The organism is Mycobacterium sp. E2479 (assembly GCF_001667925.1).
Classification (GTDB): domain Bacteria; phylum Actinomycetota; class Actinomycetes; order Mycobacteriales; family Mycobacteriaceae; genus Mycobacterium.
Genome location: NZ_LZJR01000001.1, coordinates 1 through 16,274 on the forward strand (window position 1 = coordinate 1; position 16,274 = coordinate 16,274).

At 65.7% G+C, this 16,274-nt stretch carries 13 protein-coding genes and 1 pseudogene; all 14 read left to right on the forward strand.

The genetic code is table 11. The features are described 5' to 3' along the window. Nucleotides 1-90, forward strand: a pseudogene (locus A5686_RS26235) (hypothetical protein); the annotation flags it as partial. A gap of 364 nt (nt 91-454) precedes the next feature. Beyond that, a complete protein-coding gene (locus A5686_RS00005; RefSeq protein ID WP_067929733.1) occupies nt 455-754 on the forward strand; it encodes a PE family protein in 300 nt (99 codons plus the stop codon). A 312-nt stretch (nt 755-1,066) separates the two neighbouring features. Continuing rightward, nucleotides 1,067-1,363: a WXG100 family type VII secretion target gene (locus tag A5686_RS00010; RefSeq protein WP_067929734.1), complete on the forward strand. Its 297-nt coding sequence runs from the start codon at nt 1,067-1,069 to the stop codon at nt 1,361-1,363. 52 nt (nt 1,364-1,415) lie between these two features. Then, the gene (locus A5686_RS00015; protein WP_062899478.1) at nt 1,416-1,700 is read left to right on the forward strand and encodes a WXG100 family type VII secretion target; all 285 of its coding nucleotides are present in this window, start codon (nt 1,416-1,418) and stop codon (nt 1,698-1,700) included. Between the two features lie 105 nt (nt 1,701-1,805). After that, nucleotides 1,806-2,708, forward strand: coding sequence for an ESX secretion-associated protein EspG (locus tag A5686_RS00020; protein ID WP_067929735.1), 903 nt, complete (start codon nt 1,806-1,808; stop codon nt 2,706-2,708). Between the two features lie 265 nt (nt 2,709-2,973). Then, the gene (gene eccD / locus A5686_RS00025; RefSeq protein ID WP_067929743.1) at nt 2,974-4,485 is read left to right on the forward strand and encodes a type VII secretion integral membrane protein EccD; all 1,512 of its coding nucleotides are present in this window, start codon (nt 2,974-2,976) and stop codon (nt 4,483-4,485) included. Continuing rightward, nucleotides 4,463-6,319, forward strand: coding sequence for a S8 family serine peptidase (locus tag A5686_RS00030; RefSeq protein ID WP_067929736.1), 1,857 nt, complete (start codon nt 4,463-4,465; stop codon nt 6,317-6,319). Before eccD ends, A5686_RS00030 begins: the two co-directional genes overlap by 23 nt. A gap of 19 nt (nt 6,320-6,338) precedes the next feature. Further along, nucleotides 6,339-7,547, forward strand: coding sequence for a type VII secretion protein EccE (gene eccE / locus A5686_RS00035; protein WP_067929737.1), 1,209 nt, complete (start codon nt 6,339-6,341; stop codon nt 7,545-7,547). Further along, nucleotides 7,544-9,376 carry a type VII secretion system ESX-5 AAA family ATPase EccA5 gene (gene eccA5 / locus A5686_RS00040; RefSeq protein WP_067929738.1) on the forward strand — a complete coding sequence of 611 codons (1,833 nt, stop codon included), beginning with the start codon at nt 7,544-7,546 and terminating at the stop codon, nt 9,374-9,376. Before eccE ends, eccA5 begins: the two co-directional genes overlap by 4 nt. A gap of 1,355 nt (nt 9,377-10,731) precedes the next feature. Next, on the forward strand, nt 10,732-11,991 hold the full coding sequence (locus A5686_RS00045) for a PPE family protein (protein ID WP_067929739.1): 1,260 nt from the start codon (nt 10,732-10,734) through the stop codon (nt 11,989-11,991). A 68-nt stretch (nt 11,992-12,059) separates the two neighbouring features. Beyond that, a complete protein-coding gene (locus tag A5686_RS00050; protein ID WP_067929740.1) occupies nt 12,060-13,463 on the forward strand; it encodes a PPE family protein in 1,404 nt (467 codons plus the stop codon). A gap of 62 nt (nt 13,464-13,525) precedes the next feature. After that, nucleotides 13,526-13,849 (forward strand): DUF732 domain-containing protein, encoded by a 324-nt coding sequence (locus A5686_RS00055; protein ID WP_067929741.1) that lies wholly within the window; start codon nt 13,526-13,528, stop codon nt 13,847-13,849. Nucleotides 13,850-14,543: 694 nt separating this feature from the next. Then, a complete protein-coding gene (locus A5686_RS00060) occupies nt 14,544-15,782 on the forward strand; it encodes a PPE family protein (protein ID WP_082947388.1) in 1,239 nt (412 codons plus the stop codon). A gap of 180 nt (nt 15,783-15,962) precedes the next feature. Next, on the forward strand, nt 15,963-16,274 hold a 312-nt coding region (locus tag A5686_RS00065), incomplete at its 3' end, for a PPE domain-containing protein (protein ID WP_156749877.1).

Genomic DNA, 16,274 nt, shown 5'->3' on the forward strand with positions numbered 1-16,274 from the left:
GCCGGCGCGGGCGCCGCAGGCCACGGAGTCGCCGGACCCAAGTACGGATTCCGGCCCACCGTCATGGCCCGCCCACCGTTTGCCGGCTGATCGACGTCGGTTCAACGGCTGAATGAGCGAAAGGAGGTCTTAACGACGCGCCACCGGGATGGTCAACGCATTCGATCTTTGCGACGCGTTGACCGGCAGTCAGCTTCGTATGCCGGGCAACGGGGCTGCGGGGCCTGGGGCGGGTGACCACCAGCAACGTTTCCATCCCGGGACTGGTAGCGTTTGCTGTGACCCTCCTGAGAGGGGCAGCGGCCGAGGTCAGGCACTGTTACCGTGTCATTACCAAAAGTGAATTCAGCCTACTGCTAAGTGAACAATTGCAAACACGGGGCTTTCGCGCCGACCGCGGGGGCCGCCGTCATCTAGTCTCACAGAGTCGGGGATGTAACTAGGAGGGAACAATATGTCGTTCGTGACCACACAGCCGGAGGCTTTGGCCGCGGCGGCCGGGAACCTGCAGGCGATCGGGGCGACCTTGAGCGCCCAGAACGCGGCCGCTGCAGCCCCAACGACGGGGGTGGTGCCCGCCGCTGCCGACGAGGTGTCGGCACTGACCGCGGCTCAGTTCGCCGCGCACGCGCAGATGTACCAAGCGGTGAGCGCTCAAGCGGCCGCTATCCACGAGATGTTCGTGAACACCTTGGCGACGAGCTCCGGTTCCTACGCTGCCACCGAGGCGGCCAACGCCGCTGCCGCGCTCTGATCAGTCGGCGTTTCGGGGCCTTAGATCGTCACCGCCGTGGGGTACAGCGTCACCGCCCAGCAGCGGATGGGCACGGGGTCTCAGGGCTTTGCCCACATGAGTCCCCGCAAAGCAGTACGCACTCCGTCAACTCAAACGCCGCGGTTCGGGGTTGACGTCCGTCTCACCGTGACAACACCCGGTGGCCGCCGGCTGACGGGAAGGGGGGGTCATTTCTATTCATTCGGCTCGGCGGTTGCGTAACGCGTAAACGTTTCGACCACCGTCTTCACCACATCACCCAGTAACCACCAAGCAAGGAGTACAGCCGACATGGCAACACGTTTCATGACCGACCCGCACGAGATGCGGGCGATGGCGGGCCGTTTCGAGGTGCACGCCCAGACCGTCGAGGACGAGGCTCGCAAGATGTGGGCGTCGTCGATGAACATCGCCGGCGCGGGCTGGAGCGGTCAGGCGCAGGCCACCTCGTACGACACCATGGGTCAGGTCAACCAGGCCTTCCGCAACATCGTCAACATGCTCCACGGAGTGCGCGATGGGCTGATTCGCGACGCGAACAACTACGAGCAGCAAGAGCAGGCCTCGCAGCAAATCCTCGGCAGCTAGCGCCGATTACCGCAGCTGCCTAACATCTCGAAGACATTAGGAGTACACCGTTATGAGCATCAATTACCAGTTCGGCGACGTAGACGCCCACGGTGCCTTGATCCGCGCCCAGGCCGCGTCCTTGGAGGCTGAGCACCAGGCCATCATTCGTGATGTGCTTGCTGCCGGCGACTTCTGGGGCGGTGCGGGTTCGGTGGCATGCCAGGAGTTCATCACCCAGTTGGGTCGTAACTTCCAGGTCATCTACGAGCAGGCCAATGCACACGGACAGAAGGTCCAGTCCGCGGGCAGCAACATGGCCAGCACCGACAGCGCCGTTGGGTCCTCCTGGGCCTAACCCGCAACTTCAGGCGCGGCAGCACACCACCCGTCGGTGTGCTGCCGCGTCCTGCGGTTACCGTGCAATTTGGCTTGAGGTAATTAGGGACCAAGTGGGGATTTGATGGACCAACAGAGCACCCGCACCGACATCACTGTCAACGTCGACGGTTTCTGGATGCTCCAGGCGCTGCTGGACATCCGGCACGTCGCGCCGGAGCTGCGGTGCCGGCCATATGTGTCTACCGACTCGAACGACTGGCTCAACGAGCACCCCGGGATGGCGGTGATGCGCGAGCAGGGGATCGTCGAGAACGATCAGGTGAACGAGCACGTAGCCGCCCGGATGCGGGTGCTCGCGGCGCCGGACCTCGAGGTGGTCGCTCTGTTGTCCCGGGGCAAGCTGGCCTACGGCGTCCTCGATGACGAGAATCAGCCCCCGGGCTCCCGCGATATCCCCGACAACGAATTTCGGGTGGTTCTGGCCCGTCGCGGTCAGCACTGGGTGTCGGCGGTCCGGGTCGGCGGCGAGATCACCGTCGACGATGTCGCAGTCGCGGACAGCGCCTCGATCGCGTCCCTGGTGATCGACGCGCTGGAGTCCATCCACCATGCCGAGCCCGCAGCAATCAACGCGGTCAACGTGCCGCTCGAGGAAATGCTGGAAGCGACGAAGTCGTGGCAGGAGTCGGGGTTCAACGTGTTTTCCGGAGGAGACCTGCGCCGGATGGGGATCAGCGCCGCCACCGTGGCCGCGCTGGGTCAGGCGCTGTCCGACCCGGCTGCCGAGGTTGCGGTGTATGCCCGCCAATACCAGGACGACGCCAAGGGCCCGAGTGCGTCGGTGCTGTCCCTCAAAGACGGCTCCGGCGGCCGCATCGCTCTTTACCAGCAGGCCCGCACCGCGGGTTCGGGGGAGGCATGGCTGGCCATTTGTCCGGCGACGCCTCAGCTCGTGCAGGTGGGCGTCAAGACGGTGCTGGACACACTTCCCTACGGCGAGTGGAAAACTCACAGCAGGGTCTGACATTCGCGCGAAACACAGAGTTCACCAATGTCTTTGCACTCAACATGCGGTTGAGCTGCGGACACGGCATACTTCTTTCAAAGACATCAGCAAATCTCTAGCCGATGTCGACGACAACTCTTAATCGCAAGGCGAGGCAGATGGAATTCCAATTGGTCGGAACGCACTTTGCGGAGGGCGGCAACCCCTCGACGAGTAGACCGGCGTACCCCCGCGCGCGACTGGCGGCATGGGCTCACACATTCATCACAAGGAGTGCAAGGCGATGACCGCGGTAGTCGAAGTACCACAGCCTGACGTAGAGGGAATTTCGCAGCCTCAGGCTGTCGTCGTCGGCGTGATGGCCGGCACCGGTGTCCAGATCGGCGTCTTGTTGGACGCCAACGCCCCCGTCTCGGTAATGACCGACCCGTTGCTGAAGGTGGTCAACAGCCGGCTGCGGGAGCTCGGCGAGACTCCGTTGGAGGCGTCGGGCCGCGGCCGCTGGGCGCTGTGCCTGGTGGACGGTTCGCCGCTGCGGGCCACCCAATCGCTGAGCGAGCAGGAAGTCTACGACGGCGACCGCTTGTGGATCCGGTTCATCCCGGACACCGAGCACCGCTCGCAGGTTATCGAGCACATCTCCACCGCGGTCGCGGCGGACCTCAGCAAGCGCTTCGCCGCGATAGACCCGGTGGTCGCGGTGCAGGTCGGCGCGTCGATGGTGGCCATCGGGGTGACGACCGCGGCCGGCCTGCTCGGCTGGTGGCGTTGGCACCACAACTCGTGGCTTCCGACCGTGTACGCGGGCGTGATCGGCGCCGTGGTGCTTGGTGTTTCGTTGTTGCTGTTGATGAGGGCGCACTCGCAACAGGACCGGCGCGTCGCCGACATCATGCTGTTGAGCAGTCTCGCACCGGTGGCGCTCGCGGCGGCGGCGGCGCCGCCCGGCGGCGTCGGATCGCCGCACGCAGTGTTGGGTTTCGGCGTCCTCACCATCTTTGCGATCCTCGCCCTGCGGTTCACCGGTCGCCGGCTGGCGATCTACACGGCCATCGTCACCGTCAGCCTGATCACGGCGGTGGCCGCGCTCGCGCGCATGGTGGCCATGACCAGCGCCGTGACGCTCTTCACCTGCGTCGTGCTGGTGTCCGTGATGTTCTACCAAAGTGCGCCGGCGATCTCGCGGCGACTGGCAGGCATCCGGCTGCCCGTCTTCCCGTCGGCGACCAGCCGGTGGGTGTTCGAGGCCCGGCCCGACCTGCCCACCACCGTGGTGCGCTCCGACGGTGGTCCTCCGGCGCTGGAAGGCCCCGCATCCGTCCGCGACGTGTTGACCCAGGCCGAACGTGCGCGGTCCTTCCTGTCGGGTTTGCTGATCGGGCTCGGCGTGCTGATGATCGTCTCGTTGACCGCACTGTCGGATCCGCACACCGGACAGCGCTGGCTGCCGCTCTTGCTGGCCGGGTTCAGCGCGGGATTCCTGATGCTGCGCGGCCGCTCCTACGTCGACCGCTGGCAGGCGATCACCCTGGCCGGCACGGCCGTGCTGATCGTGGGTGCGGTCGTGTTGCGCTACGCGGTGGTATTGCAGTCCCCGCTCGCGGTTTCGGTCAGCGCGGCGATCCTGGTTCTGCTGCCGGCCGCCGGACTGACATCGGCGGCCGTGGTGCCGAATACCGTCTACAGCCCGTTGTTCCGCAAATTCGTGGAATGGATTGAATACCTCTGCCTGATGCCAATTTTCCCGCTGGCATTGTGGTTGATGAATGTCTATGCAGCAATTCGCTATCGCTGACGGCAAGGTGTGGCGTGGTCGCGTATCCGCCGCGACCATCGCCGCGACCTTGCTGGCGTCGGGCGCATTAGCCGGCCTGCCGCCCGCCTACGCCATCTCGCCCCCGACGATTGACGCGGGCGCGGTCCCGCCGGACGGTCCGCCGGGACCCGGGGCGCCGATGAAGCAGAACTCGTACTGCACCGAGGTGGGCGTGCTGCCCGGAACCGATTTCCGGCTGCAACCCAAGTACATGGACATGCTTAATCTGCAGGAGGCATGGCAGTTCGGTCGCGGTGCCGGCGTGAAGGTGGCCGTCATCGACACCGGCGTGACGCCGCACCCCAGGTTTGCGCACCTGATTCCCGGCGGTGACTACATCATGGCCGGGGACGGATTGTCCGACTGCGACGCGCACGGCACCATCGTTGCGTCCATGATCGGTGCGGCGCCGGCCGACGGGGCGGGAGTGCCGCCGGCGGCGCCACGCAAACCGGTCACCGTGCCCACCACCGAGCCACCGCCCAAAGCGCCACCGCCGCAGACGGTGACCCTGTCACCGTTGCCTCAGACCGTGACGATGGTCCCGCCGCCGCCGCAGTCTCAGGAACAAGCGCCGCCCCCGGGTCCCTTCGGGGTGCCGCCTGCGCCGCCGGCGCCGGCGGTTCCACCACCCGCGGGCCCGCCCCCGGGACCATCGCAAGGTGGGCAGGGCCCCAATGGGCAGGCGCCGGCGGCCAGCCACGGCAACGGCACGGTGACCATCCCCGGCTATGCCGGTGGCGGGCGCATAACCAACGTCGACAACCTGCGCGGCCCGCGACCGCTCGACCCGCCGCCACCACCGCCACCACCACCATCGAAGGCCGGTCCGGACGCGTTCAGCGGGGTGGCCCCGGATGTCGACATCATCGCGATCCGGCAGTCCAGCCAGGCCTTCGGCCTCAAGGACGCTTACACCGGTGACGAGGACCCGCAGACCTCGGCGAAAATCGACAACGTTCAGACGATGGCGCGCGCCATTGTGCACGCCGCCAACATGGGGGCCCAGGTCATCAACATCTCCGATGTGACCTGCATGAGCGCGCGCAACATCATCGACCAACGTTCGCTGGGCGCGGCGGTGCGCTACGCGGCGGTCGACAAGAACGCCGTCATCGTGGCCGCCGCTGGCGACACCAACAAAAAGGACTGTAAGCAAAATCCGCCCCATGATCCGTTGCAGCCCAACGATCCTCGCAACTGGAACGCGGTCACCACGGTCGTGACGCCGTCCTGGTTCAGCGACTACGTCCTGACGGTCGGCGCGGTCGACACCGAAGGCCGCCCGCTGAGCCAGGGCAACCAGGGCCAGGCGTCGACGAGTGTGGCTGGGCCGTGGGTCGGGATCGCCGCGCCGGGAACGGATGTCATCGGACTGTCGCCCCGAGACGATGGCCTGATCAACGCGATCGACGGACCGGACAACACGCTGCTGGTTCCGGCGGGCACCAGCTTCTCGGCTGCGATCGTGTCGGGCGTTGCGGCCCTCGTGCGGGCCAAGTTTCCGCAGCTATCGGCATACCAGGTCATCAACCGGCTTACCCGCACCGCTCGTGCGCCGGCGCGTGGCGTGGATAACCAGGTCGGCCACGGTGTCGTCGACCCGGTCGCGGCGCTGACCTGGGATGTACCCGACGGTCCGGTGAAGCCGCCGCAGCAACTTTCGGCGCCGTTGAACATTCCGAAACCCGTGCCGCACCGGGATATGGTGCCAGTGTGGGTAGCCGCCGGAGGCTTGCTTGGGGCGCTGCTCATCGGCGGCGGAGTGTTCGGTACGGCGATGCTGATGAAGCGATCGCGGAAACAGCAATAAGGGCGGAGCAACAGCACTCATGAAGCGTCAGCGCAGTTTTGGGTTGTCTTTGTCGTGGCCGCGGGTGACCACGGTGTTCTTGGTCGACGTCGCGATCATGGTGGTGGCCAGCCACTGCCCCGAATCCTGGCAAGGCACGTACCGCATCGCGTTTTGGGTGGGCGTCGGGCTGGCCGTGCTGGTGACGCTGCTGTCGCTGGTCACCTACCACGGCCTCACCGTGACGACGGGGTTGGCCACCTGGCTGTGGGATTGGTCCGCCGACCCGGGCGCCGCGCTGGCCGCCGGTTGCACCCCGGCCCTCGATTACCAACGCAGGTACGGGCGCGACAGGGTGGGCGTGCGGCAGCACGAAGGCCAACTGGTCACGGTGATCGCTATCAACGGCGGTGACAACGAGTCGGCCTCGCGCCTTCGTCACCGGCACTCGCCGCCCACCCTGTTGGTGTCAGCCGTCGCTTCGGGGCTGCGCCAGTTCGACATTCATCTCGACGACATCGACATCGTGTCCGTAAAGGTCCGCCGCGGTGGCCCTGAAGCCAGCGCCGCCGAGCCGTCCAAGATGGACGACTGGGGCCCCGAAGAGTGGGAGGTGGCCAGCGATGCGCCCAGCTCCTACGTTCGCCGCACATGGCTAGTGTTGCGGATGAATCCGCAGCGCAACGTCGCTGCAGTGGCGGCCCGCGATTCGCTGGCGTCGACCCTGGTGGCCGCCACAGAGCGGCTCGCCCAGGATCTCGACGGGCTGACCTGCGCGGCCCGGCCCTTGACCGCGGAGGAGCTCGCCGACGTCGATCGTGCGGTGCTGGCCGATCTGGAACCGACCTGGAGTCGCCCCGGCTGGCGGCGCCTCAAGCACTTCAACGGGTTCGTCACCAGCCTGTGGTTGTCGCCGTCCGACATCACCACCGACAAGCTGGATGAACTGTGGGAGGACGAAACCGTTGCCACGGTGTTGACCCTCCGGCTCACCTCGCGCGGTGGCCGGCCGCAGGTATCGGCATGGGTGCGGTACCACACCGAGAAGCGATTGCGCCGCAACGTCTCGTCAGGGCTCAACCGTCTCACCGGACGCCAGCTGGCCGCGGTGCGCGCCAGCCTGCCCGCCCCGACGGCGCGCCCCCTACTGCTCGTGCCGAGCCGTCCACTACGCGCCGACGATAACGACCTCGCGCTATCCGTCGACCAGCCGCGGGGGATCTCGGCGGGCGCACCTGTGGCGCAATGACGAGGCCGCAATCCACCGCTGAGGGCGCCCGTAACGCGATGGTCGCCGGCCTGTTGGCCTCCGGCGTCTCGGTCAATGGCTTGCAGCCCAGCCACAATCCGCAGGTGGCGTCGCAGATGTTCGCGACGGCGACCAACCTCGATCCAGCGATGTGTGACGCCTGGCTCGCGCGGATTCTGGCGGGGGAGCAGAGCATCGACGTGCTTTCCGGTGCGTGGTCCTCCATCCGGACCTTCGGTTGGGAGACCCGCCGCCTCGGCGTGACCGAGTTGCAGTTCCGTCCTGAGGTTTCCGACGGATTGTTCCTGCGGCTGGCGGTCACCTCCGTGGAGACATTGGCGTGTGCGTACGCTGCGGTTCTCGCAGAGGCGAAACGCTACGAGGAAGCCGCGAAACTGATCGACGGCGTCGAGCCCCGCCAACCCGTCGACGAGGAATTAATCAGCTACGTCCGCGGCGTACTGTACTTCCGGACGGCCCGGTGGCCGGATGTGTTGAACCAGTTCGCCGAGGGGAAGAGCTGGCGGCAGCCCGAACTGAAGGCCGCGGGTGCGGCGATGGCCACCACGGCGCTGGCTTCGCTGGGCGTGTTCGAGGAGGCCTTGCGCCGGGGCCAGGAGGCGATCGAAGGCGATCGGGTGCCGGGCGCCGCCAACATCGCCCTGTACACCCAGGGCATGTGCTTGCGGCACCTGGGCCGCGAGGACGAGGCCGTCGAGCTGCTGCGGCGCGTGTACTCGCGGGACCCGAAGTTCACGCCGGCCCGTGAAGCGCTGGACAACCCCAACTTCCGCCTGGTCCTGACAGACCCGGAAACGATCGAGGCCCGGACCGACCCGTGGGACCCGGAAAGCGCGCCGACCCGGGCCGAAGCCGAAGCCGCCCGCCACGCCGAAGAGGCGGCGAGATATCTGGCCGAAGGCGACGCCGAGCTCAACGCCATGCTCGGGATGGAACGCGCCAAGCGCGAGATCAAGCTCATCAAATCGACGACCAAGGTGAATCTGGCCCGCGCCAAGATGGGCCTTCCGGTGCCGGTTACGTCACGCCACACATTGTTGCTCGGCCCGCCAGGTACCGGAAAGACTTCGGTGGCAAGGGCTTTCAGCAAGCAACTGTGTGGGTTGACCGTGCTGCGCAAGCCCGTTGTGGTCGAAACCAGCCGCACCAAGCTACTGGGTCGCTACATGGCCGACGCGGAGAAGAACACCGAGGAGCTCCTGGAGGGCGCCTTGGGTGGCGCCGTCTTCTTCGATGAGATGCACACGCTGCACGAGAAGGGCTACCAGCAGGGTGACCCATACGGCAACGCCATCATCAATACGTTGCTGTTGTATATGGAGAATCATCGCGACGAGCTGGTTGTCTTCGGTGCCGGCTATGCAAAGGCCATGGACAAGATGCTCGAAGTGAATCAGGGCCTGCGACGGCGTTTTTCAACCGTCATCGAATTCTTCAGCTACACCCCGGACGAGCTGGTCGCGCTGACCCGCTTGATGGGCCAAGAGAACGAAGACGTCATCACCGATGAATCGGCACAGGCGTTGTTACCGTCCTACACGAAGTTCTACCTCGACGAAAGTTATTCGGAGGATGGCGATCTCATTCGCGGCATCGATACACTCGGCAATGCGGGTTTCGTCCGCAACGTAGTGGAGAAGGCCCGCGATCACCGCAGTTTCCGGCTGGACGACGAAGACCTGGATGCGGTGCTGGCCAGCGATGTGACCGAATTCAGCGAACGTCAACTGCTGCGTTTCAAGGAACTGACGCAGGAGGATCTCGCCGAGGGCCTCCGCGCGGCGGTCGCGGAGAAAAAGTCCGACTGACCGATCGTCATCCGGCCGGCGCGTCTGCCAAAAAGGGGTGCCGTCGCACATGCATCCCTAGGTGACAGTCGGGTGAACCGCCGGGAATGGCTTGCACGTCAAGTTGACTCAACCCAGGCCTCAGCGGCCTGGCGGAGCTGTCGAGGCTGAGTTCGAATGCGTCCTCCCCGGCTGCGCGCTTTATCGATTCCGGCCCCGGGTGATAGCCCGTCCGCCGACCGCCGGTTGAGCCGGACGCACTCGAAACCAGCGCTTGGCAAGCGCACTTTTTTACAATTCCGACTTTGTAAATCCGGCAGTGCCAGCAACGGCATGGGTACGTTGGGGGTGGCTCACAGCGGCCCAAAATGCCTGTGAGCCAGCCGGAATCGCCCCACAGGAGATTGTCAGTAGCTAATCAGTGCCACAGCAGACTTTCCGCGTCTACTCGTATAGGTGAGCTCGAGGGGAACGGTGTGACGATCAACGACTGGCTCGGCGATGTGGGTCTGCACGGTGTGGTTATCCACGCCCGCGTTGCCCGCTGTGAGGCCGGGAGGCACCAGGCCATTGGCTCCGATGTGCCTGTCGCCGAAGGCTTGTGGGGCGGTAGCGCACCAGAGTGCCGTGCCGGTGGTGGGTCGCCGCCTTCAGGTCGTCTATCGGTGACCCGTTGCCACCGAGCGTGGTCGGGCCGACGGGCAGCAACATAACAAGTGCCGACGGCGCCGTCGGTACGAATTGGTTAATTCCGGAGAATGACCGGATGCGCCGGATGAACTTCCGCGGCGGATTTAAAGTTGCGGATCCATTTTCGGGTGCCACGGATGCGGATCCATCTCTTTCAACCGTCGCGATCAATGAAGATCGATTCGGAAGGTTGGTGAACTTACGATCGAATATCGGAAGATAGCTTCCGAGGGGTTTATGCGGTCGCCGACGTCGCCGATCCAGTGAATAATTAGCTGCCGAAATTGCGGCGATAATTGCTACTACTTTGAGCCGTCGCTGATTGCTGTCGACCGACGGCCGATTTGAGTGATTTACGCCACTGAACTGGTGTTGGGCAGCGGATCTCTCACAAGCTCTCGAACCCAGCGATATTTATTTTTTACAAGGATTTACCTGACGGGAACGCGCGGCGACATAAGCGATCGGCACCATCGTCAGGGCAACAGCAGCGTGGCTTGACTAGTCGTCCGCACGCCGTTTCGGCGTGGATTCAGAGCTAGGAGCAGCATGGCTTTGTTGTGTGCACCACATGGAATCCGCCTATGTATCAGGTAACACATTCGGCGAATTCTCCGGCGCAGCCGACGTCGAGGTCGAAAAGCGTTGCTCACCATTGTCGTCAGAAGAGGGAGCGGAGGACCTAGATGTTGGATTTCGGGGCCTACCCGCCGGAATACAACTCGGGGCGGATGTACGTCGGAGCGGGATCTGGGCCGCTGCTGGCCGCCGCGGCGGCGTGGGACGAACTGGCCGAAGAGCTGCAAAGCACTGCGGCGTCGTACAGCTCGACAATCGAAACTCTCGCAGCGGGTCCGTGGACGGGACCCTCGTCCATCGCAATGGCAAGCGCCGCAGCACCGTACGTGGCGTGGATGCATGCCACGGGCGCGCAAGCCGAGCAGGCGGGCGCGCAGGCCAAACTCGCAGCCGGCGCCTACGAGGCCGCGTTCGCGGCAACCGTTCCACCGCCGGTGATCGCGGCCAACCGTTCGCTGCTCGCGACCTTGGTCGCAACCAACATCCTCGGCCAGAACACCCCGGCGATCGCCGCCACCGAAGCCCACTACATGGAGATGTGGGCGCAGGATGCCGCCGCAATGTACGCATACACGGCCTCGTCGGCGACTGCCGCTGCGCTGACCCCGTTCGGCGAGCCGCCGCAAACCACCAACGACTCGGCCGGTCCGATGCAAGCGGCTTCGGTCAGTCAAAGCGCGGCGCAACCGAGCTCGAACACCGCTGCTCAGGTGTCCCAGGTCATTACCGGGATGCAGCCGGCGGTACAAGCCGCGACAACAGCGGCTGATCCGTCATCGGGCAGCGGACTTACAGTGCCGAGTTTCATCACGAACTGGAACGAATTCTGGTCGGTGGTGACCGGACCCTTCTCGCCCCAGTCATGGAGCAGCATCCCCGGCGGGCCTTTCCTGTCGTTCGGCCAGGCGTATGCCTGGGGGCAAAACGGTCAAGGCGCGGCCGCGTATCTGGCTGGGCCGAAAGCCATCTCCGGGGCGTTGGCGCCACTGACCAGTGGTGCTAACGCGGTCAAGCCGATGCTCAGCTCCGCGGTCGGAGCGGGCCCCGTGTCGGGGTCGATGGGCAAAGCCGCTCTGGTGGGCAGCATTTCGGTGCCGCAAGGATGGGCGGAAGCCGCCCCCGCGATCCGAACCCTCGCCCAGGGGCTGCCGGCCAACATGGCGGCGGTGCCCGCCTCGTTGGCCGGTGAGGAGGGGGTCTTCAACCAGATGGCCTTATCCAGCTTGGCCGGGCGCGCCGTCGCGGCCGCCGCAACCCGGCCGGTGGGCAGCGCCGCCTCCGTTGCGGGTTCGCTGGGCGGCGGCGTTGCCGCCGAGGCTGATCCGGCCGCGGCCACCATCATCGTGATTCCGTGCCTCGAGGAATGACCGCGATGACCAATCCATATGGCAGCCAAGCGCTGTCGATCCGAGCAGCCAGGTAAGGGGTACGAGCGATGTTCTACGGAGCCTTTCCGCCGGAATTCAACTCGGGCAGGATGTACAGCGGTCCGGGAGCGGGATCGTTGGTGGCGGCCGCAACGGCGTGGCAGAACCTGGCCACCGAATTGCAGGCCACCGCAACGTCATATTCGTCGGTGCTCTCGAGCCTGACTGCGGGGCCCTGGGTGGGTCCTTCGTCGATTGCCATGGCCGGCGCGGCAGCGCCGTACGTGGCCTGGATGCAGCAAACCGCCACGCAGGCCGCACAATCCGCCAAGCAGGCCACCGAGGCGGCCAGCGCCTACGAGACGGCATTCGCCGCGCACGTGCCGCCTGCGATGATCGCTGAAAATCGAGCCTTGCTCGCGCAGCTGGTGGCGACAAACCTGTTCGGGCAGAATACTTCGGCGATCGCCGCGAACGAGGCCCAATACAGCGACTTTTGGGCACAGGATGCCACGGCAATGGACACGTACTTCGCCGCGTCGGCGACCGCATCCAACAATCTGGCGGAATTCAGCCCTGCGCCCAAAACCACCAACGAGGCCGCCGAACCGATGCAAGCGGCCGCGGTGAGTTCGGCGGCGAGCGCCCCGGCCGCCAATGTCGCCACCACTGCGGCATCGGCGGCGTCCACCAGCTTGCCCTTCAGCGGGCCCTTCTCCATCCCGGCGAACTTGGCCAATCTCTACCAAACGTTCGTGACCGATCTGTTCAACACCGTCCCGGGCGGGGCCGGCTTCTACACGGCCATGTACAACGCCGTCAAGGTGCCGCTGGGTCTGACCACGCAGTTCAATGACATCGGGTTGCTGATCAACTTCCCGTTGTCACAGTGGCTCAAGTTCGCCCCGCCTGTCGGGTACGGGGCGTTGCCGAAAGATGCGCTGGGCGCCGGGTTGGGTGCGCTGGGTTTCGGCCGCGGCACCTTGTACAGCTCGATCAGCCCGATCGCCGGGATGGGGAATGCCGGCACCCTGGTTGGGAAGCTGTCGATCCCGCCGAGCTGGGCCACCTCCACCCCGGCCATCCGAACAGTCGCCGCCGCGCTGTCGGTCGCCGGCTCCGAAGCCGTCCCCGCGGCCGCGCTGGGCCAGGGCAGCCTGTTCAGTTCGATGGGGTTGGCCGGGATGCTGGGCAGCGCGGTGGGCTCCGGTGCGCCCACCGTCGCCCGGGCGGGTGTGCGCAACCGGATGACTCCCATCAAGGACCTCAAAGACAAGCAATCGCCGGAACAGCTGAAACGCCTTGTCGCACAAATCTCGGAGAAGCCCGAGACCGTGCAGCACCACAACGTCGATCAAGAGAATCTCGACGCGCTCCTCGAGCAGCTGGCCAAGAAGCCGGGCATTCACGCGGTGCACCTCAAGAAGGGCGACAAGTCGAAAGTTCTCCCGGCCGATGCCCAGTCCGGCTGAGGGACAAAGCAATCGGCGCAGCCAGGCAGTGAAACCGAAAACCCGAGGAAAGGGTGGCAAAGATGAAACGACTACTGACGCTACTTGGCATATTGGCGACCATCGGCCTTGCCGCCCCGGCGTACGCCGATCCTCCGCCTGCGCCGGAGGGCGACGACGGGGGGTTCGTCGCCGCGCTGCAGCAAGCCGGGTTCAGCTTCAACAGCCCGGGTTCGGCCGTCGCGGCCGGCAGGGCGGTGTGCTCGTGCCTGAACAACGGCGAGTCGGGCCTGGAAGTGGTGCACGACGTAAAAACCCACAATCCTGGGATGGACATGGAGATGGCGTCGAACTTCGCCGTGCTTTCCGCGAAATATTACTGTCCTCAGCAGCTCTCCAAGGCGTGAGCCGCGGCGTGCCGTGGTGATCGAGCCGGTAGCCGAGTTCGAATGCTTTAGCGTCGAACATAACTGGGGCGCCTCGTCCGCCTTAACATGTGCCGACCACGAGCCATGAGACTGCCACCGGCGCTCAGCGTCGTCATTTCGGCCGTGATCGGAATGGCTCCGCTCGCACCTGCCGCCCCGGGGCCACGCGGCGATGGTGTTCGAGCGGGCATCCAAGAGCCGTCGCGCACGGCCCGAATCCGCCCCTTAACAGGAATCAGTGGGCGGCTTGCGCTGCCTGGTGCAGGGCAGCGGGTTGCACACAGGAACACTGCAGCCGCACGTCGGCGGTCGTGCCTCACGCTCCGCCGATGACTGGTTCGCCACCGGCGCCGAAAACCTTGGCGGGCAGTCGATAACAGGCTGGTCACCAAATCGCCTGGCAGCCAATGGCTCTGACTCATCTGGCGATACCCGCCCCGACCGATTCCCACAGACGGGCAGTTCGCAATAAGATGCCGCGCCTGTGCCGCCGCCAGATGCCGTCCTGGGAAGTTCCAGCCGAGGGACGGTCACGAGCGCACTCAATAAACACATGAAACATATATATGTCTTTTTGAAGAATCTCATGAATTCCATTTGAGCCTCGGTTGATTGGCGAGGTGGTCGCATATCCGCCCCTACCCTGGCGCCAAAGGAGGACGGGAGGCAACGGGTGGACTTCGGGGCGCTGCCACCAGAGGTCAATTCAGGACGGATGTACGTGGGTCCCGGATCGGGGCCCATGCTGGCCGCCGCCGCGGCGTGGGACGCGCTGGGAGCCGAATTGCATTCCTACGCGGCGGCCTACAGCTCGACGATCTCGGGCATGACCGTCGGGTCCTGGTTGGGACCGGCGGCCATGGCGATGAGTGCCGCGGCCGCCCCGTACGTGGCATGGGCGACCGAGTCGGCTGCAAAGGCAGAGCAGGCCGCGATGCAGGCCAGACTCGCTGCCGCGGCCTACGAGACCGCCTTCGCGGCGACTGTGCCCCCACCGGTGATCGCCGCCAACCGCAGCCTGTTGATGACGCTGATCGCCACCAATTTCCTCGGTCAGAACACCGCGGCCATCGCGGCTGCCGAAGCAGAGTATGCCGAGATGTGGGCCCAGGATGCCGCAGCGATGTATGCCTACGCCGCAGCGTCGGCAGCGGCCACGCAGTTGGCGCCCTTCACCGAGCCACCGCCGACCACTGATACATCCGGGGTGGCAAGACAATCCGCGGCGGTGGCGCAAAGTGCCGCGTCGGACATCCCATCCCAGCTGTCGGCCGTGATCAACCTGGCGCCCACCATGCTGCAAGGCCTGGCGACGACCCCGTCGGCGGCGACGCCGGCGGCATCAATCATCGAAGCCATCTACCCCGTCACGGCCGCCCTCAGGCCATTTTTCGCCGCCCTCACCGGCGCCTACAGCCCCATTGGGGCGATCATCCTGCCCGGCGGCTGGTGGCTGCTGTCCCTGCAGGCCTTGGGTCTGTCCCAGAACGCGCCGGGTGTCGCCGAACTGCTCGGCGGCGGGAAGGCCATCTCCGGAGCGCTGTCGCCACTTGCGCCGTTACGGGGTGGTTACATCTCGACGGTGACACCAGAGGCGGGAGGCGTGGCGGGATCGATGGGCCGCGCGACCATGGTCGGATCGCTGTCGGTGCCGCAAGGCTGGGCCACCGCCGCGCCCGTGATGAAGACAGTCGCCTCGGTGCTGCCGGGCGCGAGTTTGGGGGCTGTCCCGGCCATTTCCGCAACGTCACAAGGGGCCATGTTCGGCGAGATGGCCACGGCGAGTCTGGCCGGACGTGCCTTGGCTGGGGTCGGTGTGCGCACCGTCAGCAATGGCACGACCGGCGTCGCAGCGGCGGCGGCCGACGGCGTTGCCACCACGGCCACGATCATCGTGGTCCCGGAGGATTGATGGGGCATTCGACATGACTCCTCGAACGGCTTTGATCGCACGGACCGGACAACCCATGCCCACTTTGACTGCGCAGCCGCAAATGTCGCCAATGGGTGGGACGGTTGCCGCCACTCTGGCGACCAGTGCCCGTTCGTCACCGGCAGTCACCCACCCGGCCAGCGCGGGGAGGTCACGGCGATGAGCTTCGCTCTCCAGCCGCCCGAAATCATCTCCGGCCAGATGTACATGGGTCCGGGGGCGGGACCGATGTTGACGGCCGCCGCCGCGTGGGACGCGCTGGCGGCCGAATTGCAGTCTGCGGCGTCGTCCTACCGGTCGATCATCGAGGGCCTGACCAACGAGGCGTGGGCCGGCCCGTCGGCGGGCGCCATGGCCGCCGCGGCCGCGCCCTACGTCGCATGGATGTTGGCGACCTCGGCGCAGGCCAAGGAAGCGGGAGCCCAAGCCACCGCGGCCGCAAGTGCCTATGAGAGCGCGTTCGCGGCGGTG